This is a genomic window from Pseudomonas brassicacearum (assembly GCF_000585995.1).
GTDB classification, from domain to species: domain Bacteria; phylum Pseudomonadota; class Gammaproteobacteria; order Pseudomonadales; family Pseudomonadaceae; genus Aquipseudomonas; species Aquipseudomonas brassicacearum_A.
On sequence record NZ_CP007410.1, the window covers coordinates 800001 to 825473 of the forward strand.

Sequence of the window (25473 nt, forward strand, 5' to 3'; positions counted from 1 at the left end):
ACCGGGCGATCTATCCATGGGCAGGTTGAAGGTTGGGTAACACTAACTGGAGGACCGAACCGACTACCGTTGAAAAGTTAGCGGATGACCTGTGGATCGGAGTGAAAGGCTAATCAAGCTCGGAGATAGCTGGTTCTCCTCGAAAGCTATTTAGGTAGCGCCTCATGTATCACTGTAGGGGGTAGAGCACTGTTTCGGCTAGGGGGTCATCCCGACTTACCAAACCGATGCAAACTCCGAATACCTACAAGTGCCGAGCATGGGAGACACACGGCGGGTGCTAACGTCCGTCGTGAAAAGGGAAACAACCCAGACCGTCAGCTAAGGTCCCAAAGTTATGGTTAAGTGGGAAACGATGTGGGAAGGCTTAGACAGCTAGGAGGTTGGCTTAGAAGCAGCCACCCTTTAAAGAAAGCGTAATAGCTCACTAGTCGAGTCGGCCTGCGCGGAAGATGTAACGGGGCTCAAACCATACACCGAAGCTACGGGTATCACTTAGGTGATGCGGTAGAGGAGCGTTCTGTAAGCCTGTGAAGGTGAGTTGAGAAGCTTGCTGGAGGTATCAGAAGTGCGAATGCTGACATGAGTAACGACAATGGGTGTGAAAAACACCCACGCCGAAAGACCAAGGTTTCCTGCGCAACGTTAATCGACGCAGGGTTAGTCGGTCCCTAAGGCGAGGCTGAAAAGCGTAGTCGATGGAAAACAGGTTAATATTCCTGTACTTCTGGTTATTGCGATGGAGGGACGGAGAAGGCTAGGCCAGCTTGGCGTTGGTTGTCCAAGTTTAAGGTGGTAGGCTGAGATCTTAGGTAAATCCGGGATCTTAAGGCCGAGAGCTGATGACGAGTTACCCTTTGGGTGACGAAGTGGTTGATGCCATGCTTCCAAGAAAAGCTTCTAAGCTTCAGGTAACCAGGAACCGTACCCCAAACCGACACAGGTGGTTGGGTAGAGAATACCAAGGCGCTTGAGAGAACTCGGGTGAAGGAACTAGGCAAAATGGCACCGTAACTTCGGGAGAAGGTGCGCCGGTGAGGGTGAAGCATTTACTGCGTAAGCCCACGCCGGTCGAAGATACCAGGCCGCTGCGACTGTTTATTAAAAACACAGCACTCTGCAAACACGAAAGTGGACGTATAGGGTGTGACGCCTGCCCGGTGCCGGAAGGTTAATTGATGGGGTTAGCTAACGCGAAGCTCTTGATCGAAGCCCCGGTAAACGGCGGCCGTAACTATAACGGTCCTAAGGTAGCGAAATTCCTTGTCGGGTAAGTTCCGACCTGCACGAATGGCGTAACGATGGCGGCGCTGTCTCCACCCGAGACTCAGTGAAATTGAAATCGCTGTGAAGATGCAGTGTATCCGCGGCTAGACGGAAAGACCCCGTGAACCTTTACTATAGCTTTGCACTGGACTTTGAATTTGCTTGTGTAGGATAGGTGGGAGGCTTTGAAGCGTGGACGCCAGTTCGCGTGGAGCCAACCTTGAAATACCACCCTGGCAACTTTGAGGTTCTAACTCAGGTCCGTTATCCGGATCGAGGACAGTGTATGGTGGGTAGTTTGACTGGGGCGGTCTCCTCCTAAAGAGTAACGGAGGAGTACGAAGGTGCGCTCAGACCGGTCGGAAATCGGTCGTAGAGTATAAAGGCAAAAGCGCGCTTGACTGCGAGACAGACACGTCGAGCAGGTACGAAAGTAGGTCTTAGTGATCCGGTGGTTCTGTATGGAAGGGCCATCGCTCAACGGATAAAAGGTACTCCGGGGATAACAGGCTGATACCGCCCAAGAGTTCATATCGACGGCGGTGTTTGGCACCTCGATGTCGGCTCATCACATCCTGGGGCTGAAGCCGGTCCCAAGGGTATGGCTGTTCGCCATTTAAAGTGGTACGCGAGCTGGGTTTAGAACGTCGTGAGACAGTTCGGTCCCTATCTGCCGTGGACGTTTGAGATTTGAGAGGGGCTGCTCCTAGTACGAGAGGACCGGAGTGGACGAACCTCTGGTGTTCCGGTTGTCACGCCAGTGGCATTGCCGGGTAGCTATGTTCGGGAAAGATAACCGCTGAAAGCATCTAAGCGGGAAACTTGCCTCAAGATGAGATCTCACTGGGACCTTGAGTCCCCTGAAGGGCCGTCGAAGACTACGACGTTGATAGGCAGGGTGTGTAAGCGCTGTGAGGCGTTGAGCTAACCTGTACTAATTGCCCGTGAGGCTTGACCATATAACACCCAAGCAATTTGAGTCGGCTCTCTAATACGGAGCATCAGATTGCGGTGTGTGAAGACGACACGAACCGAAAGTTCGACGCTGCTCACAAAGCAACACACAAACTATCGCATACCCATTCGCTGGAACGTGACCGCAAGGCACGCGCTGGCTACCGAATTTCTTGACGACCATAGAGCATTGGAACCACCTGATCCCATCCCGAACTCAGCAGTGAAACGATGCATCGCCGATGGTAGTGTGGGGTTTCCCCATGTGAGAGTAGGTCATCGTCAAGATTAAATTCCGAAACCCCTATCTGCTGACGCAGGTAGGGGTTTTGTTTTGCCCGCAGGAAAGTTCTTACGATAAGCGCGGACAGGTCCCAGCTGTCACAGCCCCCCGACAGTGCTAAGGTTCGGCCCTAGCTTTTGCATTTTCAAGGATGCCTTTCATGCCGGACGCAACGTCCCTTAGCCCAGCTTTCATGGTGGTTCACGGGAATCGCCTTGATGAATTGCGCAGCTTGGTGATCAGCTTGATGCGGCGCTATCCGCTGGCCCCTCTTGAAAATGAAATCGCGTTGGTACAGAGCAACGGTATTGCCCAATGGCTCAAGCTGGCACTGGCTGAAGATCCGGAAGACGATGATTCCGGTGGCTGCGGTATTGCGGCGGCCATTGATGTGCAGTTGCCAGGCAGCTTCATGTGGCAACTGTATCGAACGGTCCTGGGGCGTGACGAGATTCCGGCCAAGTCCCTGCTGGATAAAGCCCCGCTGACCTGGCGACTGATGCGCCTCCTGCCGCAGTTGATCGAGCAGCCTCATTTCGAGCCTCTACGACGATTCCTCACCCACGACACCGACTTACGCAAGCGCTATCAATTGTCCGAGCGCCTTGCCGATCTGTTCGACCAATATCAGGTATACCGGGCCGACTGGCTTGAAGACTGGGCGGAAGGTCGACACCAGACCAGAAATGTCCGCGGCGAAATCAAAGCGCTTGCGCCGGCAAATTGCTGGCAGGCCGAGCTTTGGCGAGCCTTGTTGCTGGACGTTGGAGCGAAAGGCATGGCTCAAAGCCGTGCAGGCGTTCACCAGCGCTACCTCGAGCGTATCCACAGCCTGGAAAGCGCTCCGAAAGGCTTGCCCGCGCGAGTGATAGTGTTCGGCATTTCTTCGCTACCGGCCCAAGCCCTCGAAGCGCTTGCCGGTCTGTCACGGTTTAGCCAGGTGCTGCTGTGTGTCCATAACCCATGTCGCCACCACTGGGCGGACATCGTGGCCGACAAGGATTTGTTGCGTCATCAATACAAGCGTCAGGCGCGCAAGGCCGGTATGCCCGTCGTGCTCGACCCGCAAACCTTGCATCAGCATGCTCATCCGTTATTGGCAGCCTGGGGCAAGCAGGGGCGCGACTATATCAACCTGCTCGACAGCTACGATGACCCCAACAGCTATCGCTCGGTGTTTCGCGATGGACGAATCGACCTGTTCAGTGACGGGAGTCCCACGACCCTCCTCAGTCAGTTGCAAGATGACATCCTTGAGCTGCGTCCTCTGAACGAAACCCGGGAACACTGGCCTGCCGTCGATACGGCGCGAGACGGGTCGATCCGTTTCCATGTTGCCCACAGCGCTCAGCGCGAAGTCGAAATTCTCCATGACCAGTTGTTGGCCCACTTCAGTGCGGATCTGACCTTACGCCCTCGGGATATCATCGTTATGGTCCCGGACATTGACAGTTACGCGCCGCACATTCGGGCGGTGTTCGGCCAGCTCGATAGAACGGACCCGCGCTTCATTCCATTCACGTTGACCGACCAGGGCCAGCGCGGACGCGATCCGCTGCTGATCGCCGTCGAGCACCTGCTCAAGCTGCCTGACAGTCGCTTCCCAGTCAGCGAAATCCTTGATCTGCTGGATGTCCCGGCGTTGCGTGAGCGTTTCGGCATCAATGAGGCAGACTTGCCTACGTTGCATCGTTGGATCGAGGGTGCTGGCATTCGCTGGGGTATGAGCGCCGAACATCGCGCCGGGTTGGGATTGCCCGCAGAGCTTGAGCAGAACAGCTGGCATTTCGGCCTGCGTCGCATGTTGCTGGGGTATGCCGTCGGCCGTTCGGGCGCCTATGAGGGCATCGAACCCTATGACGAAATCGGCGGTCTGGATGCGGCCTTGATCGGTCCCCTGGTTGCCTTGCTGGATGCGCTGGAAGTCGCTCATCAAGAACTGACCCAGCCGGCATCACCGCAGGAATGGGGCTCGCGTCTGCACGATCTGACGCAGTTGTTTTTCCAGGCGAGCGACGAGCATGACGACTATCTGCTGGCCCAACTCGAAGACCTGCGTGAAACCTGGTTGGAAACCTGTGAGTCGGTTGGTCTGCAGGATGAACTGCCACTGACGGTGGTGCGTGAAGCCTGGCTGGCTGGATTGGATCAGGGGCGGTTGTCCCAGCGATTCCTGGCCGGAGCGGTCAACTTCTGTACCTTGATGCCGATGCGCGCGATTCCCTTCAAGCTGGTGTGCTTGCTGGGGATGAATGACGGTGATTACCCGCGCGCCCAGCCGCCCCTGGATTTCGACCTTATGGGCAGCGATTATCGCCCGGGTGATCGCTCACGGCGTGAGGATGACCGTTATCTGCTCTTGGAAGCGCTGTTGTCGGCCCGGGAAAAGCTCTACATCAGTTGGGTCGGACGCAGCATCCGCGACAACAGTGACCGGCCCGCATCGGTGTTGATTGGTCAGCTGCGCGATCATCTTGCCAATGGATGGCAACTGGCAGATGGCAGCCAGGACCTTCTCGAGGCACTCACCCAGGAGCATCCTCTGCAACCGTTCAGCGCTCGCTATTTTCATCAGGGCGACGAGTTGTTCAGTTACGCCAGCGAGTGGCGGATGCTTCACGATGCTCAGGACCAGGCCTCCCAATCCCAGGTGCTGGAACCCTACGTCCAGGAAGAACCCTTGGGCCTCGGTCAGTTGCAGGACTTCCTGCGCAATCCCGTCCGCCATTTCTTCAGCCAGCGACTCAAAGTATTTTTCGAGGCCATCGAAGCCCCCCTGGCGGATGACGAGCCGTTCGTTCTCGATGCGCTTGAGCGTTACAGCCTGAGCGACAGCCTGCTCGAGGCCGCCCTGGTTCGCCTGGACCAGCCGGACCTTGCCCTGGCCGCCCACGCCAAAAGGCTCCAGAACAGCGGTCTGTTACCCATGGCCGGTTTCGGTGAGTGCATGCAGCGTGAATTGATCGAGCCCTTGCCTGATCTGCTCCAGCGTTACCAACAGCTTCTGGCGCTATGGCCCACGCCGCTAGTCAGTGCTGTGCCAGTCAGCCTGCAGTTGCAGGGCGTGAGCGTCGAAGGCTGGCTCAGTGGCCTGCACCAGCGCTCTGATGGTGCAGTCCTCGCCATCACGGCCATACCCAACAGCATCGGCTCCACCAAGACCCGTAAATGGCATCGGCTGATACGGCCCTGGGTCAACCATCTGGTGGCCTGCGCCAACGGCCTTTCAATGACGACAGCGCTGGTGGCCAGTGATGACAGCTTGCTGCTGGCTCCTTTTGAAGAGCCCGTGGCGCAAAGGTTGCTCAGCGATTTGTTGCAAGCCTGGCAAACCGGTATGCGCCAACCGCTACCGGTCGCGGTGAAGACAGCCTTTGCCTGGCTTGGCCAGGGTGATCCGGCCAAAGCCGATGCGGCTGCTCGAAAAGCCTACGAAGGCGATGGGCAGACCACTGAAGGCGAGCGCCGGGAAAGTCCGGCCTTGGCTCGACAGTTTGCTGATTTCGATGCCTTGACGGCTGACGAAACATTCCCCGATTGGTGCGATGCACTTTACCGCCCGTTGCTCGAAGCTCCATGGCGTTCATCGGCTGAAGGGGAGGCGCGTTCATGAGTCGGCAGACACCACTGGCCCTGGCTTTCCCGTTGCGCGGCAGCCAATTGATCGAGGCCAGCGCCGGGACCGGCAAGACCTTCACCATTTCCGCGCTGTACCTGCGCCTGGTGCTGGGGCATGGCGATCCGGCGACCGGCTTTGGCCGCGAGCTGCTTCCTCCGCAAATCCTGGTGGTGACGTTTACGGACGCAGCCACCAAAGAGTTGCGCGAACGGATCCGGACGCGCCTGGCCGAAGCCGCGCGTTTCTTTCGTGACGAGATTTCCGCCCCGGATTCGCTGATCGCAGCGTTGCGTGATGAATTCGACGCTGAGCAATGGCCTGGCTGCGCGAACCGGCTCGACATCGCCGCGCAATGGATGGACGAAGCGGCCGTCTCGACCATCCATAGCTGGTGTCAGCGCATGCTGCGTGAGCATGCTTTCGATAGCGGCAGCCTCTTTACCCAAACCCTGGAAACCGACCACAGCGAATTGCTCGGCGAGGTGCTGCGCGACTATTGGCGGCTGTTCTGCTATTCGATGCAAGGCGAGGCGCTGAATTGGGTCCGTGCTCATTGGGGAGGGCCGGCTGCGCTGTTGCCGCGAGTGAGAGGATTGTTCTCCAGCGAGCGTGACAACGGTGAGGGGCTTGAGCCAGCCGAACTCATCGCTGCCTCCCTGCAGGAGCGCGGTGCCGCCTTGCTCGACCTTAAGGCGCCGTGGCGGCAATGGGCCGTGGAGCTGCTGGAGATCTGCCAGCAAGGCGTCGCCGACAAGCGTGTCGACGGGCGCAAGATGCAGGCGCGTTACTTCGAACCGTGGTTTCAGAAAATCACGGCCTGGGTGGATGACGAAAGCCTCGAGTTGTTGGACATCGGCACCGGGTTCACTCGGCTGACTCCCGAAGGCATGGCCGAAGCCTGGAAAGGCGAAGTGCCCAACCATCCTGGGCTGGACGCCATGGCCGGTCTCAAGGCCAGCCTGGATGCGTTGCCCACTCCAGATGCCGCCGTACTGCAACATGCCGCGCAATGGGTCGGGGCACGCTTCGAGGCCGAGAAGCGGCGCCGCGCAGAGATGGGTTTCGACGACATGCTGCTGCGTCTCGACACGGCTTTGCAGGCCGACGGGGGAGAGCGTCTGGCCAGCCTGATCCGCGAACAGTTTCCGGTGGCGCTGATCGATGAGTTCCAGGACACCGACCCGGTTCAATACCGAATCTTCGAAAGCATCTATCGCATCGAAGAGAACAACCCTGACACCGGGCTGTTCCTGATTGGTGATCCGAAGCAGGCGATTTACGCTTTTCGCGGTGCCGATATCTATACCTACCTGCGAGCCCGCGAAGCCACCACGGGGCGGCTGCATACGCTGGGGACCAATTTCCGTTCCAGCCACGCCATGGTTGGCGCCGTGAACCATGTTTTCCAATACGCCGAATCTCGTCCGAAGGGGCGAGGGGCTTTTCTGTTCCGTGAACCATCGGGCGAGAACCCGGTGCCGTTTTTGCCTGTTGAGTCCCAAGGCCGTAAGGAGTCCCTGCGGATTGCAGGGCAAGCCGTTGCTGCATTGAATATCTGGCACCTGCCATCGGATCAACCCCTCTCCGGGGCGGTGTATCGCAAGCACATGGCGGCTGCCTGCGCCAGTGAGATCACCGCGTTGCTCAACGGTGGCCAGTCGGGGCGCGACGGTTTTGCAGTCGATGGACAAACGCTTCGAGCACTACGCCCGGCGGATATCGCCATTCTGGTGCGCGACGGTAAAGAAGCGCAGGCCGTGCGAGATGAGTTGTCCGCACGGGGCGTGCGCAGTGTCTATCTGTCCGACAAGGATTCGGTCTTTGCCGCACAGGAGGCGCGTGACTTGCTGACCTGGCTCAGGGCCTGCGCCGAGCCGGATGTCGAACGCCCGCTGCGGGCAGCACTGGCCAGCATTACCTTGAATCTGCCACTGACCGAACTGGAACGTCTCAATCAGGATGAGCTGGCCTGGGAAGCGCGCGTCATGCAGTTCCGGGGTTATCGCACGGTTTGGCGTACCCAGGGGGTGCTGCCCATGTTGCGGCGCCTGTTGCATGATTTTGAGTTGCCCCAGGCCTTGATCGCGCGCAGCGATGGCGAGCGGGTGCTGACCAACTTGCTGCACCTTTGCGAATTGTTGCAACAAGCCGCCGGTGAGCTGGATGGCGAGCAAGCCTTGATCCGGCATCTGTCCGAGCACCTGGCCTTGTCCGGGCAGGCGGGAGAGGAACAGATCCTGCGACTGGAAAGCGATGAGCAATTGGTCAAGGTGGTCACGATCCACAAGTCCAAGGGGCTTGAGTATCCGTTGGTGTTCCTGCCTTTCATCTGTTCGACGAAACCGGTGGACGGCAGCCGACTGCCGTTGCATTACCACGATGAGGCCAACAAGGCGCAGATCAGTCTCAAGCCCACCGCCGAGTTGATTGCCAAGGCCGATGACGAGCGTCTGGCCGAGGATCTACGACTTCTCTATGTGGCGCTGACCCGTGCACAGCATGCCTGCTGGCTGGGTGTCGCCGATCTCAAGCGGGGCAACAACAACGGCTCGATCCTGCATTTATCGGCGTTGGGGTATCTGTTGGGCGGCGGTGCGCCGTTGGCCGAGTCGGTAGGGCTGAGGCGCTGGCTGGAAGATCTGCAGCAAGGCAGCGTCGCGGTGAGTTGCCAGGAAATGCCCCAGGCCACCGACGAGCGCTACCAGCCCCCACGCAACGAAGCGGTATTGCTCGAGCCCTTGATGCCCGTACGAAAAGCCAGCGAAAACTGGTGGATTGCGTCCTACAGCGCGCTGCGCATTGGGGAAAGCCTGAGTGAAGGCAGCGATGCCGCGCCAGAGAATCCCCAGGCCCAGAAGCTGTTCGACGACGAGCGACTTGACCCGGACGCCCCCAGGGGAGTCATTGCTGTTGGCGGTGACATTCATCGCTTTCCCCGCGGTCCCAATCCCGGGACGTTCCTTCATGGCCTCCTGGAATGGGCCGCCGGTGAGGGCTTTGCGGCTACGCCGTCGGACATCGAGGATGCCATTGCCCGACGCTGCAACCGTAGAGGCTGGAAAGGCTGGATCGCCACGCTCAGCGACTGGCTGCAACACCTGGTCAAAACACCTTTGCACATCGGTAACGGCCAGGCGCCGGTGGTGCTCGAGCACTTGACCCAGTTTCAGGTCGAAATGGAATTCTGGTTCGCCAGCCATAAGGTCGATGTGCTCAAGCTCGATCAACTGGTTTGCCAGTTCACCCATGGCGGTGTCGCGCGTGTTGCTGCCGAGCCGGTGTTGCTCAACGGCATGTTCAAGGGGTTCATCGATTTGACGTTCGAGCACGACGGCCGCTACTACGTGGCCGATTACAAGTCCAACTGGCTGGGTGTCGATGACATGGCCTATACCGCCCAGGCCATGGAACAGTCGATCCTGGAAAATCGCTACGACCTGCAATACGTGTTGTACCTGTTGGCGTTGCATCGCCAGCTCAAGGCGCGCCTGCCCGATTATGACTATGACCGGCATGTCGGCGGCGCTTTGTATCTGTTCCTTCGTGGTACCCGTGCAGCCAGTCAGGGTGTGTTTTTCACCAAACCTCCACGGGCGTTGATCGAGCAATTGGATCGTCTGTTCCAAGGGGCACCCGAGCCCAAGGCTGAACCGGCGTGGGTTCAGGGAGAGTTGCTATGAGTCGTTCTTTTGCCGACCTGCTCCCCCTCTCGTCCGATGATGAGGGCATGGGGGACTTGGCGCCGTTGAGCCGTGCAGATGACCTGCTGTTGTTGCTGACGCGTTGGGTCGAGCGCGGATGGTTGCGCGCCTTGGACAAGGCATTTGTTGCCTTCCTCCATGAGCTGGCACCTGACGATGATCCATTGGTACTGCTCGCTGCGGCGCTCACCAGCCATCAACTGGGCCATGGGCATGTCTGCCTGGATTTGTTCGAAACCCTCAAGGAACCTGACTTCGCCCTGTCACTGCCCCCCGAGGGGGACTTGCAAGCCGGCGTACTGCCGTCGCAAATACTGCGGAGCCTGGACGGCGCTCATTGGTGCAAGGCCCTGGCTTCCAGCCGTCTGGTGGCCTTGGCGGTCGATGGCAGCGAGCAGGCTCGGCAGCGTCCGTTGGTGCTGTCTGGCAAACGTCTTTATCTGCGCCGTTACTGGGCCTATGAACGGCGGATCGATGACGCGTTGCGTCAACGGCTTACCGAAAATGAGGTGGCGTCCGGTGACCTGCGTGACCGTTTGGACGGTCTGTTCGGACCGGCCAGCGCCGCCGGCCCTATCGATTGGCAGAAGCTCGCCTGTGCCCTGGCGACCCGGGCGGGCTTCAGCATCGTCACCGGTGGCCCGGGCACAGGCAAGACCACCACTGTTGTACGCCTGCTGGCCTTGCTTCAGGCGCCCGCCGTCGAGGCCGGCAAGCCACTGCGAATTCGCCTGGCCGCGCCCACGGGCAAGGCGGCGGCGCGCCTGACCGAGTCCATCAGCCAGCAGGTCCGGACCCTGGATGTGGTCGAGGCCGTGCGCGAACGGATTCCCTGCGAGGTCACCACGGTCCATCGTTTGCTAGGCAGTCGCCCCGGTACGCGCCATTTTCGTCACCATGCGGGCAATCGGCTGCCGCTGGATGTGCTGGTGGTCGATGAAGCATCAATGATCGATCTGGAGATGATGGCCAATCTGCTGGATGCGCTGCCGGCGCATGCCCGACTGGTGTTGCTGGGGGATAAGGACCAATTGGCCTCGGTGGAGGCGGGCGCGGTGCTGGGGGATTTGTGTCGAGACGCCGAGGAGGGCTGGTACAACCCCCGGACTCGAGCCTGGCTTGAGTCGGTCAGCGGCGAAAACCTGGCAGCCAGTGATCTGCAACAAGACCTCGACGGCACGCATCCCTTGGCCCAGCAAGTGGTCATGCTCAGGCATTCCCGACGCTTCGGCGAGGGCAGTGGTATCGGCCAACTGGCCCGTTGGGTCAACCAGCAGCAGCCGGAAAAGGCCCGTCGCTTACTGGCGGACGGCCAACATGCCGATCTGTTTTCCCTGGCGTTGAAGGGCGAGCATGACGGGGCACTGGAGCGTTTGGTGCTTGAAGGCCAGCCGCAAGGGCCGCAGGGGTATGGGCATTACTTGAACCTGCTTCGGCAGCGCCGTCCGACTACCTCGCGTCCACTGGAGGATCGTTGCTGGGCCGATTGGGCTCGGGAGGTCCTGTCGGCATTCGACGAATTCCAATTGCTCTGCGCCGTTCGCAAAGGCCCCTGGGGCGTCGAAGGGCTGAACCAGCGAATCACCGCAGCACTGCTCAAGGCCCGCCTGATCGATAGCGATCATCAGTGGTACGAAGGGCGCCCGGTCTTGATGACCCGCAACGACTACGGGTTGGGGTTGATGAACGGTGATATCGGGATTGCCCTCAAGTTGCCCGAACGGGAAGGGCCGGATGCCGGCAAGCAGGTGCTGCGGGTCGCCTTCCCTCGCAACGACGGCCAGGGTGGTGTGCGTTTCGTCCTGCCCAGCCGCCTGACGGATGTGGAAACCGTGTATGCCATGACAGTGCACAAGTCCCAGGGCTCGGAGTTCACCCATACGGCGTTGATCCTGCCGGATGCGTTGAACCCTGTGTTGACCAAGGAACTGGTGTACACCGCCATTACCCGAGGCAAGCAGTGGTTCAGCCTGATAGAGCCGCGAGCGGGTGTGTTCGAGGAAGCGGTCCAGCGCAAGGTCAAGCGCTTGAGTGGGTTGATGCTGGAGCTGGAACAGGCTGATTGAATCGTCGGCGTTGGGTGATTCATTGGCCTGATCTCAATTTTGCCTGTTTCGCCCGCCAGTCTATGTAACTCGGTGTATCGCTGGCTTTTTGGCACTGTGCTATCGTTCCGGCACTTAACGCTTGGATCAAGAGATTTCCATGGAAGTGCCTGTACGGGAGGCAGTGCGCAGCAAGGGCTGGAGGCATTTTCTGCTTACCGGCCTTCTGTGTTTACTGTCGCCCCTCGTCGTTGCCCAGGATCAGGCCTCCACAACCCAGGCCGAGCAACGCGCTGAAGCGGTGACTCAGGTTGTATTGGGAATTCTCAGCTACGCGCGCTGGCCTGTGGAACCGACACAATTGCAACTGTGCATCGTCGGGCCGACCCAATACACCGACGACCTGGTCAAGGGCACGACCCAGGCCACTGGCCGGCCGGTGAGCGTGCAACGGCTACTGGCCGATCACCCCGGCATCGCCACTGACTGCAACGCCGTCTACATCGGCAGGCTGACCAGCGACGAGCGCTCCCGGCTGTTCGCCTCCCTGATAGGCCAACCTGTGTTGAGCATCAGCGAAGGCGGCGACCAGTGCACTGTGGGTAGCCTGTTCTGCCTGCGGGTCGGCGATGATCAGGTTTCATTCGAGGTCAATCTCGACTCAGTGGCGCGCAGTGGGGTGCGTATCCATCCGAGCGTCCTGCAGCTTTCCCGTCGCAGGTCGGCAGCACCATGAGTTTGTCCAAACCACGGATCCGTCCCACCTTGGGCTCGGTCATCGGTCGCGGCCACCTGATCGTCGCGTTGGTGGCAATCACCATGGCCAGCGTTTCCCTGACCCTGCTCGGCGTGCTTGCGTTGCGGGTCTACGCCGATCACAACCTGCACCTGATCGCCCGTTCGATCAACTACACCGTGGAAGCGGCCGTGGTGTTCGATGACGCGGCGGCAGCCACCGAAGCGCTGGCTCTGATTGCCTCCACCGAGGAAGTCGCCGATGCCCAGGTATTCAATGAGCACGGCCGCCTGTTGGCGCGCTGGCAGCGTCCGGAAACCGGTTTATTGTCGGAACTGGAAATGCACATCGCCAAGGCGTTTTTGGAAAAGCCCATCAGCCTGCCGATCGTGCATCAAGGGGAGAGCATCGGCAGCATTGTGCTGGCGGGGCATGGCGGTAGCCTGTTTCGCTTTTTGCTCAGCGGTTTGGCGGGGATCGTTTTGTGCACGGCGGTGAGCGCCTGGGTGGCGTTGTATCTGGCGCGGCGCCAATTGCGGGCGATCACCGGGCCGCTGCGCAGCCTGGCGGAGGTGGCCCACGCGGCACGCAGCGAGCGAGCTCTTGACCGACGCGTGCCGCCGGCTGCCATCGCCGAACTGGATAACCTGGGCAATGACTTCAACGCACTGCTTGATGAGTTGGAGTCCTGGCAGACCCACCTGCAAAGCGAGAACGCAACCCTGGCCCACCAAGCCAGTCACGACAGCCTGACCGGGTTGCCGAACCGGGCGTTCTTCGAGGGTCGATTGATCCGTGCCTTGCGCAATGCCAGCAAACTCGACGAGCAAGTGGCGGTGCTGTATCTGGACAGTGATCGCTTCAAAGGCATCAATGATAATTTCGGCCACGCGGCCGGTGATGCAGTGCTAACGGCGGTGGCGACGCGGGTCCGGGCGCAGTTGCGTGAGGATGACCTGGTGGCGCGTTTGGGAGGCGACGAATTCGCCGTGCTGCTGACACCGCTGCACAGCACCGAGGACGCCGAGCGGATTGCCGAGAAAATCATCGCCAGCATGGAAATGCCGATTCAACTGCCCGGCAACGCCTCAGTCCTGACCTCTCTCAGTATCGGCATTGCCGTTTACCCCGATCATGGCGCCACTCCGGGTGCCTTGCTCAACGCCGCCGACGCGGCGATGTACCAAGCCAAACGCCTCGCTCGAGGCGGCCAACACACGGCGGAGTTGGAACATTCCGCCGTTGATCTTCAAACCAGGAGCTGACTCGTGCGTGTATATCCTCAACGTTTCCTGCAGTGGTTCGCTGCGGTTCTGTTCATCGCCGTCCTGGCCCTGACCGGTTGCCAGACGGCACCACAAAAAGGGCTTACCCCGGCGCAAATTGCCGTACTCAAGCAACAAGGGTTCGAATTGACTGACGAAGGTTGGGCCTTCGGTCTGTCGGGCAAGGTGCTGTTTAGCAGCGATGTCGAAAACCTGAACCCGGCCAGCACCGAGATCGTCGAGCGAATCGGCAAGGCGTTGTTGCTGGCCGGCATCGAGCGAGTGCGGATCGATGGACATACCGACGCCTCGGGCTCCCAAGCCTATAACGAACAACTGTCGATACGTCGGGCCAACAGCGTGAGCAAGGTATTGATCGGTGTAGGCATGCGCGAAGAAAACGTTCAATCGCGCGGTCTCGGCAGCAGCAAGCCGGTCGCCTCCAACGACACTGTCGACGGGCGTACCGAAAACCGTCGCGTCGCCATCGTGGTCATCGCCGACTAATCGGCGAACACCATCTCCCGACTGTCGCCCATCAGCAATGGCTGGTTCTGTTCAGTCACCTGGCGGATGTAATCCCACAACAAGGTAATCCGCTTGAGCTTCCTCAAGTCCTCCCGGCAGTACATCCAGAACTGCCGGGTGACGGTGATCTCCTCCGGCAACACCGGCCGCAGGCGGGGATCCTGGGCGGCGAGGAAGCACGGCAGGATGGCCAGTGACCGCCCTTGCTGCGCCGCCACGAATTGAGCGATCACGCTGGTGCTGCGCAGATGCGCATTGGCGCCGGGCAGTACGTTGGCCAGGTAGAGCAACTCGGAGCTGAACGCCAGGTCGTCCACATAGCTGATGAACGAATGCTTGCTCAGGTCTGCCGGTCGCTGGATGGGTGGGTGGCTGTCCAGGTAGTGCTGGGTGGCATAGAGCTGCAGCCGGTAGTCGCACAATTTGCAGCACACATACGGGCCATGTTCGGGGCGTTCGAGGGCGATGACGATGTCGGCTTCGCGCTTGGAGAGGCTGATGAAGTGCGGCAACGGCAGGATGTCCACCGAAATGGCTGGGTAGGCATCGACGAAGTGGCTCAATTGCGGGGTGATGAAGAAGCTGCCGAAACCTTCGGTACAGCCCATGCGCACGTGGCCGGACAGTGCGACCCCCGATCCTGACACCTGTTCGCAGGCCATGTGCAGGGTACTTTCAATCGACTCGGCGTAACCCAGCAGACGCTGGCCTTCGGCGGTCAGGATAAAACCGTTGGTCCGGGATTTTTCGAACAGCAGCGTGCCCAACGAAGCTTCCAGCGAGCTGATGCGTCGCGACACCGTGGTGTAGTCGACGGCCAGGCGTTTGGCTGCGGTGCTGGCCTTGCGGGTGCGGGCCACTTCGAGGAAGAACTTGAGGTCGTCCCAATTCAGCGACCCCAGGGAGGTGATGTTTTTTTGCATGATGGACCGGTTTTTATGTGCGTTCTTATTAGAAGTTTGCACATCTATACTCCAAAAACCGTCTCATCACCAAGGTGTCTATGCGCCTTGGTCTCTGCTGAACCAGCGCGCTCTATAAGAACAATTCCCGGAGGCCTGCATGAACGTTTCCCTTACGCCCAGTGACACCACCCTGCAAACCGTCAAACTGTTGATCGACGGCGAGTGGGTTGAATCCCAGTCCAGCGAATGGCACGACATCGTCAACCCGGCCACCCAGCAGGTGTTGGCGAAGGTGCCGTTCGCCACGGCATCGGAAGTCGATGCCGCCATCGCCGCCGCCCAGCGTGCTTTCCAGACCTGGAAACTGACGCCCATCGGCGCGCGGATGCGCATCATGCTCAAGCTCCAGGCCTTGATTCGCGAGCATTCCAAGCGCATTGCCGTCGTGCTCAGCGCCGAACAGGGCAAAACCATCGCTGATGCCGAGGGTGATATTTTCCGTGGGTTGGAAGTGGTCGAGCACGCTTGCTCCATCGGCACCCTGCAAATGGGCGAGTTTGCCGAGAACGTTGCCGGTGGCGTGGATACCTACACGTTGCGTCAGCCGATTGGTGTGTGCGCGGGCATTACCCCGTTCAACTTCCCGGCGATGATTCCGCTGTGGATGTTCCCGATGGCCATCGCCTGCGGCAATACCTTCGTGCTCAAGCCGTCGGAACAGGACCCCTTGTCGACCATGCTGCTGGTGGAGCTGGCCATCGAGGCTGGCGTGCCAGCGGGCGTGCTCAATGTGGTGCATGGCGGCAAGGACGTGGTGGATGCGCTGTGCACCCACAAGGACATCAAGGCGGTTTCCTTCGTCGGCTCGACAGCCGTCGGCACCCACGTGTATGACCTGGCGGGTCGCCATGGCAAGCGCGTGCAGTCGATGATGGGCGCCAAGAACCACGCGGTGGTATTGCCGGACGCCAATCGTGAACAAACCCTCAACGCCCTGGTCGGGGCCGGTTTCGGCGCGGCGGGCCAGCGTTGCATGGCCACCTCCGTGGTGGTGCTGGTGGGGGCGGCCAAGCAATGGCTGCCGGAGCTCAAGGCCCTGGCGCAGAAGCTCAAGGTCAACGCCGGCAGCGAGCCAGGCACCGATGTCGGCCCGGTGATCTCCAAGCGGGCCAAGGCGCGGATCCTCGAGTTGATCGAAAGTGGCGTGAAGGAAGGCGCGAAGCTGGAACTCGATGGCCGTGGCATCAGTGTGCCGGGTTTCGAGCAGGGTAACTTCGTCGGCCCGACCCTGTTTTCCGGCGTGACCACCAAGATGCGCATCTACACCGAGGAAATCTTCGGCCCGGTGCTGGTGGTGCTGGAAGTCGACACCCTGGCCGAGGCGATTGCCCTGGTCAACGCCAACCCGTTTGGCAACGGTACGGGCCTGTTCACCCAGAGCGGTGCGGCGGCACGCAGATTCCAGAGCGAAATCGATGTCGGCCAGGTGGGGATCAACATTCCGATTCCGGTGCCTGTGCCATTTTTCAGCTTCACTGGCTCCCGGGGTTCGAAGCTCGGCGACCTCGGTCCCTACGGCAAACAAGTGGTGCAGTTCTACACTCAAACCAAGACCGTCACCGCGCGCTGGTTCGATGATGACAGCGTCAACGACGGTGTGAACACCACCATCAATCTGCGTTAAGGAGCCGGACATGAACATCGCATTTATCGGCCTGGGCAACATGGGCGCGCCCATGGCGCGCAACCTGCTCAAGGCCGGCCATTCGCTGAACCTGTTCGACCTGAACCAGACGGTGTTGGCCGAGTTGGCTGCTTTAGGCGGCACCATTAGCGCCTCGCCTCGTGATGCGGCCCAGGGTGCCGGGCTGGTGATCTCCATGCTGCCGGCCGCCGCCCATGTGCGCAGTGTCTGGCTGGGTGAAGACGGTGTGCTGGCGGGCATTGCCGCCGGCACGCCAGCGGTGGATTGCAGCACCATCGACCCACAGACCGCTCGCGATGTCGCCACCGCTGCCGCCAGGCAAGGCGTGGCGATGGCCGACGCACCCGTCTCGGGCGGCACCGGCGGTGCGGCGGCCGGCACGTTGACCTTCATGGTCGGTGCCACGGCCGAGCTGTTTGCCACCTTGCAACCGGTACTGGCGCAAATGGGCCGTAACATCGTGCATTGCGGCGAAGTCGGCACCGGGCAGATCGCCAAGATCTGCAACAACCTGCTGCTGGGGATTTCCATGGTGGGCGTCAGCGAAGCCATGGCCTTGGGCGATGCACTGGGGATCGACACCCAGGTGTTGGCGGGCATCATCAACAGCTCGACGGGCCGTTGCTGGAGTTCGGACACCTACAACCCATGGCCCGGCGTGATCGAAACGGCGCCGGCGTCTCGAGGCTATACCGGTGGTTTCGGCGCGGACTTGATGCTCAAGGATTTGGGCCTGGCCACCGAAGCTGCGCGGCAGGTCCATCAGCCGGTGGTGCTGGGGGCGGTGGCCCAGCAGTTGTATCAGGCGATGAGCCAGCGGGGCGAGGGAGGCAAGGATTTTTCGGCCATCGTCAACAGCTATCGCAAGCCTCAATAACACGTGGGGCATTGAGCGAAGCGTTCATCTGCGGCGATGTGCGGATTGAATCGGTCAGACGCGGCGTAAGCCGCGTTTGTGGTTTGAGGCTGCGTTGCCGCCGCAGGAAAATAAAAGAGTTGGGCAAGATTAGCGAAGCTGTAATAAACCCTATTTAATATATGGACTCGTCCTGCTCATCTTTGACTTTTTATATATATGAAACGTCGTGAGTAATAACGAGTTGTTATAGTTAAGGTGCCTTGACAGAAAAAACTTGTTGCACAATACTCGCGGCTCAGGACGAGCACTACTTATCAAGGAGCGATACCCATGCCTTCGCAGGAAACATGCGTACTTACGACTGCCGGTCTTAAAAAGTTGGCGTTGAATCAGGAATGTCGGGACGCCTTCAGCAAAGACTCATTATTCTTCAGGTTATTCGAGCAGGCCGCTCACCGCTATATAATCTCCTCGGATCGAGCTGGACTCACTGACAAACTGCAATTGCTCCGCGCCAAAGGCTATCAACTCGGCGTGGAATATGTCGGCGAGGAGAACCATGATCCGCGCGTTGTACAGTCCTTCGTTGATGAATACCTCGCCGCTATCCAGACTTTTTCAAAGGCTGGATTAACTCCGCAATTGGGCTTCGATCTAAGTGCCGTGGGAATGCTCATTTCCCAGGAAACTGCCTATCATAATGCCACTATTCTTTTGTCGGCTGCCGCAGAACACAATATTTCCGTGATGATCAGCATGGAGCACTCTTCGGCGGTCGATAAGATCCTCGAAGTGTATTCCAAGTTGGCGCCTGATCACGCCAATGTTGGCCTCACCGTACAAGCACACTTGCATAGAACGATTGATGATTTACCAGCAATCATTGGTTATGGTCGTAAGATTAGATTGGTCAAGGGCGTCTATAACGAAGCCCGTGAAATAGCCCTCCCCCGGGGCGCCGAGCTGGATGAGCGTTACTTGAATTTACTCGCCGCCATCCTCGAGGCCAGGGTTCCGGTCAGTTGCGCCACGCAGGATCCCCACCTGATCAAGCGCATTTTCGACCAGGGTTACCATTCGCAGATCCAGGAACTGGAAATGCTCCACGGTGTGCAACCCGAGACATTGCGCAAAGCCAAAGAGGCGGGGCTGGCTTGTCGTATCGCGGCGGTTTATGGCGACAGCTGGTACCTGCATTTTCTGCATCGGCTCGCAGAGTCGCCCGAGAACGTCCTTGAAGCGCTGGCTGACTTCTACGACCCCTCTCGCATTGTCTTTGGCGCAGGTTACTAACGGAGCAACTCATGTTTATCGATCTCAGAAGCGATACGGTGACCAAGCCAACGGAAGGCATGCGCAAGGCGATTTACCAGGCAGAAGTAGGTGATGATTGCTTCGGTGAAGACCCGACTGTGCGTGCGTTGGAGGAGTACTGCGCCACTTACTTCCAGAAGGAAGCGGCGCTGTTCACCGCGGGCGGCACCTTGAGCAACCAGTTGGCAATCAAGGCCCTGACGAATCCGGGTGACGAGATATTCCTGGACGCCTCGTACCACATCAATTTCTATGAGTCCGCCTCGACGTCGGCCTTTTCAGGGGTCAACTTTTCGCTTTCCAACCACGACAACGGCCTGTTCGACGTCAGTGACCTGGAAAAGCTCCATGCCTCCAAATGCCGCTGGAGCCAGAACTACGCTCTGCCACGAGTCGTGGTGATTGAAAACACACTCGGGTGTAAAGGCGGTGCAGTCTTTCCTTTGCAGCAAATGAACGATGTCTTTACGTACGCCAAGGATATCGGGGCCTATCGTTATCTCGACGGTGCCCGGATTCTCCATGCGTCGATTGCCTCCGGCATTGACGTGACGTCCTACACCGATAACGCCGATCTCTTGTCCATGTGCCTGTCAAAAGGCCTGGGAGCACCGATCGGTTCGATCATGGTGGGCTCGCAGGAACTGATACTGCGTGCCAAGAAATACCGCAAATGGTTTGGCGGCGATCTGCACCAGGCCGGCATGATGGCGGCTGCCGGGCTTTATGCGATGCAAAACCACATCGAGCGGCTGGTCGAAGACCATGAGCACGCGGCGTTGCTGTACCGGTTGCTCAACGACATCGACGAGGCGCCCGCACGCTACAAGGGCACCAACATGGTCACCCTGGATATTGCCGCGCTGGGTATTACTCCGGTGCAGTTCGCGGCTCATCTGCGTCAGAAAGGGGTGGGGGGCTTGCCTTATAACGCCAGGGAAATGCGCTTCATGCCACATATCAACATTACCCGCGACGATATTTATAAAGCCGTCGGTATCATCAAGGATACCGTCCGAGAGCTCAGTCAGGCGCGGGAGGCGGTCAAGTGATCTATAAGAAAAACATTGTGCTGGTCGTGGATGCCTACTCGACCGGCAGCCTTATCGCGCCCGCGTTTATTTCCCGTGGATTTGAATGCGTACACCTGCGCTCTACCGCCAGTGTCAACGAGTTCTACAAGTCCTGGTTCCGCCCAGCCGACTTTATCAAGGATATTTTGTATAGCTCGGATTCTGAGCTGCGCCAGGCGTTATCCGAGTATTCGGTGCAGTTCGTCCTCGCTGGTTGCGAATTTGGCGTCGAACTGACCGCTCATCTTGCTGGCGTATTCAATATTCCACGCCGTAATGACCCGGCCCACGCCATTCGCTGGCGCGATAAATTTGAAATGCACGAAGCCTTGCAGCGCTCTGGCGTGCGCTCGATCAAACATTTCAAATCGGATTCGCTGGCAGCGATTCAGGATTGGATAAAAGAGCAGAAAATCCTGCCCGTGGTATTGAAGCCGATCAAAAGCGCCGGCTCCGACAATATTCATATCTGCACGCAGGAAAGCCAGGTTGAACAGGCTTTCGAGGTGATCAAGTCGAGCCGCAATCTTTTTCTCGAAAACAACGAGGAAATTCTGGTCCAGCAGTATCTGAATAACTCGGACTTCAAGTCCGAATTGTCGGCGAGCAAATCCAGTGATGTCGACATTGAATACTGCGTTAACACCGTGAGTGTCGACGGCCAGCATTATGTCAGCGAAATCATCCGGGTGTACCGCACCCGGATCGGGGATTCGCCTGTGCATGACTACAACCAACTGATGTGTCCGGTGGACAATGCCGAGGTCTACAGTCGTCTGTCGCACTACATTTTTTCCGTGCTCGATGCACTTGGCATCCGGCAGGGCGTGGGCCACAGCGAACTGATGATCGTCGACGATGAACCGGTGTTGCTGGAAACAGCGGCTCGCATGCCGGGAGGTATTGACCTGTCGGCCTATACGCGGGCCCTGGGGCATAACCAGCTAAGCCTGTGGATCGATTCGCTGGTCAACCCCCAGTCCTTTTTCGATTACCGTCAACGACCGAGAAACAAGCTCTACTTCCATTCCAGTTGTGTGTTTCTGATCGCTCGACAGGCCGGGCCGATCAAGCAAGCGCCGAACCTCGCTCGGTGGAAAACGATCCCAGGGGTACACAGCATCAAGATCCAGGATGAAGGTACGCTCAAGGAAACCGTTTCCCTGGAAAACTGCCCGGGGCATGTGTTCATTCTCGACCGCGACCGTGGGGCTATTCAGAAAAGCATCGAGTTGCTGCGCGAGGATGAGCCCGGCATCTACAGGGAAATGCTGGCATGAACGACGGGCCGGGAGAGTTGGCCGTGCAGGGCGGGGTCAAGGTTTATACGAGGCCCGTGGTCCTGCTGCTGTCGGCGACGTTTATCCTGACCGTTGCCCGGGCGCTGGCGTTGCCTTATCTGGTGGTTTATTTCTCCCAGGCTTTTGGTCTGGGAGTCACTGATATCGGCCTGGTGGTGGGCGGCGCGTTGATCGTCAGTTCCCTCCTGGGTGTCTATGGCGGCTTCCTGGTGGACAGGTTTTCCAACTACCGGATCCTGCTCGGCGCCGCCACGCTGTTTGCCTTGGCCTTTGCCGTGGCGTATCAGGTCGCCAGCCTGGTGCCGTTCATCATCGCCATCGTGGTGGTCAATCTTGCCTATGCGGTGATCGATATTGCGGTGAAGTCGGGGATCGGTTTCCTGGTGACGGCGGAAAAGCGGGGAAGCGTGTTTTCCATGAAGTACACGCTGACCAATGTCGGTTATGCCATCGGGCCCTTTCTGGGTGTGCTGTGCGCGAAGATCAGTCCCGGCCTTCCGTTTGCGGTCTCGGCGCTGATTGGGGTGGCTTTTGTTGTGCTGTACAGCGTGCTGGGCGAGCGACTTCCTCGGGGTGAAAGCGTAGAGCGACCGAATAACGATTTTGCCCGTGTACTGGTCCACTTGGTGCGTAACTACAGGCTGGTCTGTTTCACCATCGGGGGCATTCTCAGTGCCGTCGTGTTTGGTCAGTTTACGGCCTACCTGTCGCAATATTTGATCGTGACCAGTACCCCGGAGAACACTTACACCATCATCAACTATTTGGTCACCACCAACGCTTGCGTGGTCATTGGTCTGCAATACCTGGTCGGATCGAGGATCAATCAGAGCAATCTGTTCCGGATGTTAATGCTGGGCATGCTGTTCTTCGTGATCGGTCTGATGGGCTTTTGTTATGCACAGACCCCGGTTGTCTGGGCCTTGGCCATGATCGTTTTCACCGTGGGCGAAATCATTATTATCCCGGTGGAGTACCTGTTCATCGATTACATCGCCCCGGAGGATATGCGCGGCGTGTACTACGGTGCGCAAAACCTGTCCAACCTGGGGGCGGCGCTGGGGCCGGTGTTGTGCGGTGTCGCGCTATCGCTCTATGCACCTCAAGCCATGTTCTACCTGTTGTCCCTGTGTGTTGTCGTGGCCAGCGGGTTTTATTTCCTGGGTTCAAGAGGCGAGAGGTGATTGATGATTCACTTCAATACGGCGGGTTCGGGGCTTATGTCCAGCGAGACGCTGAGCCTGATGCAAGGTTATCTGCAGGAAGAATTTGAGTCGGGAGCCTATGAAACCGAATTGAATCACGCCTCGGTCCTGGACGTTGAGGTCTATGAAAACATCGCCCGGCTGCTGGGCGCCGATGTGCGTAATGTGGCGCTTTTCGATGGCGCGACCAAGGCGTGGGTGACCGCGCTGGAGGCCTTGACCTGGTCGGAAGGTGCCCGTGTCCTGGTCACTCCTTATGAATACGCGGGCAACCTGATCGCACTGGCAACCCTGCAGCGACTGTACGGTGTGGTGATTGAAGTGATGCCGCTGCTGGCCGATGGAAACCTCGATCTGCAATGGCTGGCCCGGCACATGAGCGCCGAGGTCAAGCTGGTCTCGATCGTCCACGTTCCTTCTTGCTGTGGCATCGTGAATGATATCGAAGCGGTGGGGAATATCTTGCGCGATTACCCCAGCCTGTACTTTGTCGATGCCTGTCAATCGGTCGGCATGCTGGCGCTGGACGTGCGCGCCGCTGGCTGCGATGTATTGACGGCTGCGGGTAGAAAGTTTCTGTGCGGGCCGAGAGGAACGGGGTTTGCCTATCTGTCCGATCGTTTCCTGGCCACCGTGCAGCCGCGTTTCACTGACTTGAGCCGGGCCACGGTTGATGCTTCCGGGGTTGTTACGCGGGGGATTGGAGATGCCCGGGGTTTTGAATACGCCGAGCGTAACAATGCGGCAGTGGTGGGTTTGAATCAGGCGATCAAAGAGCGCTTGTCGAGCGCATACGGAGCGGAGTCCGAGCTCTATCAAACGCTGTTGCGCCGTCTGGCACAGACGCCTGGGGTCAACCTGATTGCGCCGGGTACTCACCGTCAGGGCATCATCGCATTCACCCATGAGCGCTATTCGGCGACCGACATCGTTAGTCGTTTGCGAGCCCGGGGTATCAATTGTTGGCCGGGATACGCTGCGCATACGCCGTACTTCATGTTGAAACACGGGCCTGAGCGCTTTGTGCGCGTTTCAATTAATGCCAGGAACAGCCCCCGGGAGGTGGATGAGTTTATCTCGTTGCTTTCCGAGTTATAAAAGACTGCCTAGCAAAATAGCAGTTGAATAGAAGTAGAAAGTCTATGGCGTGCGGTTTGTCGCAATGGAATGTGCGTAGGGTGCTGGCAGGTGACCGTCTGCGGCAGTGGTCTGCACTAATTGTTTGGAAAAATAATTAAGGCTGTACGGGCGGTTGCCGTCTGTATTTATCACTTCGAGTTACGAAAGGGAATTTCGATGAACGATGTAAACCGGTTTAACCCTTCTGCTGAATTAAGGCAGCGCTTGCGTCCTCTTTATAAAAAAGACAACTGGCATTGGCTACTTGCCCTTTGCGCAGACTTGCTCGTCATGGCCTCGGCGGTGTTTCTGGCCAGTCGCTATAACGTTCTGTATCCACTGGCATTGCTGTTCATTGGCTCCCGGCAGCGGGCGCTGGCCTCGCTTCTGCACGAAGCGGCGCACATGACCCTGGCTCAAAACAAGACACTTAACAAGTGGGTCGGTGAGTACCTCCTGGCTTATCCCATCTTCCAGGACTATGAGGCCTATCGTCGATCCCATGTGCAGATGCACCATCACCATTTGGGTGACCAGCATAAGGATCCCGACCACCGTTTCTATATCGAGTCTGGCCTGTACCAGGCCCAGGACCGTCTGGATTTCCTGGTTCGCCATCTGTTCAGGAGCGTTACGCTGGTCAATACCTACAAGTATTTCCTCTACCTGGTAAAGAACCGTGCGGGGAGTATTTTGGCCAGCCCGTTACAGGGCGTGAAACTGCTGGCGGTGCATGGCGCAATCCTGCTGCTCTTCAGCTACTTCGTCGGCCCGTGGGGCTATGTTTTGTTCTGGTTGATCCCTTACTTCACGGTATTCCAGGTGATTGGCTGGCTCTCCGAGATTTCCGAGCACTTCGGCATGTTCGGTGTGTACGAGGATGAGGTAAAGCTGACGCGCAATCGTTTCCCGACGCTGATCGAACGATTGTTTATCGGCATGCATGGCGATAACTACCATCTGACGCACCACCTGTTTGCCGGTGTGCCGTTCTGGAATCTGAAGCAGACGCATCAGGTCTTGATGGAGGACGAGAGCTACGCGGCAGCCAATCGCGGCTGCGGTGGCATTTTCACCGCGAAAGGGGACGCCCGATCGAGTATCCATCAGATATTCGAGGCGTATCGAAGCGGTAAGATCAGCACCGTTGACGTGACGGCGTAGCGGACGGGCCTATTGCGCTGTGCTCAGGGGTTGCCTGTGAGCACAGCGCATCGGCCAAATTCGTATCAGGACGCGTCAGGCGAAGACGAAGTACTTACGCACAGTCTCGACCACTTCCCAGGTACCTTTCATGCCTGGCTCGATGACGAAGATGTCGCCCGCGCGCAGATGGATCGGTTCCATGCCTTCCGGGGTGATGATGCAGTAGCCTTCCTGGAAATGGCAGTATTCCCACTTCACATACTCCACATACCATTTGCCGGGTGTGCAGATCCAGGTGCCCATGATCTTGCTGCCGTCTTCGCTGGTGTAGGCGTTGAGGTTGACGGTGTGCGGGTCGCCTTCGAGTTTTTCCCATTTGCAGGCGTCGAGTACGGGCAGCGGGTGGGTATCGCGCAGGACGGTGATGGGTGCGGTCATGTGAGCTCCGA

General features: G+C 58.6%; 16 protein-coding genes and 2 rRNA genes (1 of these 18 cut by a window edge). 16 read left to right on the forward strand and 2 right to left on the reverse strand.

All coding sequences use genetic code 11. The features are described from left to right. From CD58_RS03390 to CD58_RS03425, 8 genes are all read left to right on the forward strand, one after another. Window positions 1-2225: ribosomal RNA gene (locus CD58_RS03390) — 23S ribosomal RNA — on the forward strand (it extends 667 nt beyond the left edge of the window). Window positions 2226-2392: 167 nt separating this feature from the next. After that, window positions 2393-2508, forward strand: a 5S ribosomal RNA gene (gene rrf, locus CD58_RS03395). Between the two features lie 155 nt (window positions 2509-2663). Continuing rightward, on the forward strand, window positions 2664-6116 hold the full coding sequence (recC, locus tag CD58_RS03400; protein ID WP_025211668.1) for an exodeoxyribonuclease V subunit gamma: 3453 nt from the start codon (window positions 2664-2666) through the stop codon (window positions 6114-6116). Further along, on the forward strand, window positions 6113-9802 hold the full coding sequence (recB, locus tag CD58_RS03405) for an exodeoxyribonuclease V subunit beta (protein ID WP_025211669.1): 3690 nt from the start codon (window positions 6113-6115) through the stop codon (window positions 9800-9802). The genes recC and recB overlap by 4 nt, the downstream gene beginning before the upstream one ends. Beyond that, complete coding sequence (gene recD, locus CD58_RS03410) at window positions 9799-11889, forward strand: exodeoxyribonuclease V subunit alpha (RefSeq protein WP_025211670.1); 2091 nt, start codon at window positions 9799-9801, stop codon at window positions 11887-11889. The genes recB and recD overlap by 4 nt, the downstream gene beginning before the upstream one ends. Before the next feature lie 139 nt (window positions 11890-12028). Beyond that, complete coding sequence (locus CD58_RS03415) at window positions 12029-12604, forward strand: YfiR family protein (RefSeq protein WP_025211671.1); 576 nt, start codon at window positions 12029-12031, stop codon at window positions 12602-12604. Beyond that, a complete protein-coding gene (locus CD58_RS03420) occupies window positions 12601-13869 on the forward strand; it encodes a diguanylate cyclase domain-containing protein (protein ID WP_025211672.1) in 1269 nt (422 codons plus the stop codon). Before CD58_RS03415 ends, CD58_RS03420 begins: the two co-directional genes overlap by 4 nt. A 3-nt stretch (window positions 13870-13872) precedes the next feature. Then, a complete protein-coding gene (locus CD58_RS03425) occupies window positions 13873-14376 on the forward strand; it encodes an OmpA family protein (protein ID WP_025211673.1) in 504 nt (167 codons plus the stop codon). Here CD58_RS03425 and CD58_RS03430 read toward each other — a convergent pair. Next, window positions 14373-15320 carry a LysR family transcriptional regulator gene (locus tag CD58_RS03430; protein ID WP_025211674.1) on the reverse strand — a complete coding sequence of 316 codons (948 nt, stop codon included), beginning with the start codon at window positions 15318-15320 and terminating at the stop codon, window positions 14373-14375. The two genes, CD58_RS03425 and CD58_RS03430, sit on opposite strands and share 4 nt — an antisense overlap. A gap of 139 nt (window positions 15321-15459) precedes the next feature. Between CD58_RS03430 and CD58_RS03435 the strand changes: the two genes are divergently transcribed. The 8 genes from CD58_RS03435 (at window position 15460) to gntB (ending at window position 25042) form a co-directional block, all read left to right on the forward strand. Next, window positions 15460-16986, forward strand: coding sequence for a CoA-acylating methylmalonate-semialdehyde dehydrogenase (locus CD58_RS03435; protein ID WP_025211675.1), 1527 nt, complete (start codon window positions 15460-15462; stop codon window positions 16984-16986). Between the two features lie 10 nt (window positions 16987-16996). Next, entirely contained in the window at window positions 16997-17884 is an 888-nt protein-coding gene (gene mmsB, locus CD58_RS03440) for a 3-hydroxyisobutyrate dehydrogenase (protein WP_025211676.1), read from the forward strand. A gap of 312 nt (window positions 17885-18196) precedes the next feature. Next, window positions 18197-19159, forward strand: coding sequence for a proline dehydrogenase family protein (locus CD58_RS03445; protein WP_025211677.1), 963 nt, complete (start codon window positions 18197-18199; stop codon window positions 19157-19159). A gap of 11 nt (window positions 19160-19170) precedes the next feature. Further along, the gene (locus CD58_RS03450) at window positions 19171-20232 is read left to right on the forward strand and encodes a threonine aldolase family protein (protein WP_025211678.1); all 1062 of its coding nucleotides are present in this window, start codon (window positions 19171-19173) and stop codon (window positions 20230-20232) included. Continuing rightward, window positions 20229-21533, forward strand: coding sequence for a hypothetical protein (locus tag CD58_RS03455; protein ID WP_025211679.1), 1305 nt, complete (start codon window positions 20229-20231; stop codon window positions 21531-21533). The genes CD58_RS03450 and CD58_RS03455 overlap by 4 nt, the downstream gene beginning before the upstream one ends. After that, window positions 21530-22738 carry an MFS transporter gene (locus CD58_RS03460; RefSeq protein ID WP_049866939.1) on the forward strand — a complete coding sequence of 403 codons (1209 nt, stop codon included), beginning with the start codon at window positions 21530-21532 and terminating at the stop codon, window positions 22736-22738. The genes CD58_RS03455 and CD58_RS03460 overlap by 4 nt, the downstream gene beginning before the upstream one ends. A gap of 3 nt (window positions 22739-22741) precedes the next feature. Next, on the forward strand, window positions 22742-23857 hold the full coding sequence (locus tag CD58_RS03465; protein WP_025211681.1) for an aminotransferase class V-fold PLP-dependent enzyme: 1116 nt from the start codon (window positions 22742-22744) through the stop codon (window positions 23855-23857). A gap of 198 nt (window positions 23858-24055) precedes the next feature. Further along, complete coding sequence (gene gntB, locus CD58_RS03470; protein WP_025211682.1) at window positions 24056-25042, forward strand: guanitoxin biosynthesis L-arginine gamma (S) hydroxylase; 987 nt, start codon at window positions 24056-24058, stop codon at window positions 25040-25042. Window positions 25043-25117: 75 nt separating this feature from the next. Here the strand turns inward: gntB and CD58_RS03475 are convergent, their stop codons facing one another. After that, window positions 25118-25462: a cupin domain-containing protein gene (locus tag CD58_RS03475; protein WP_024781087.1), complete on the reverse strand. Its 345-nt coding sequence runs from the start codon at window positions 25460-25462 to the stop codon at window positions 25118-25120. Window positions 25463-25473 lie beyond the last annotated feature (11 nt).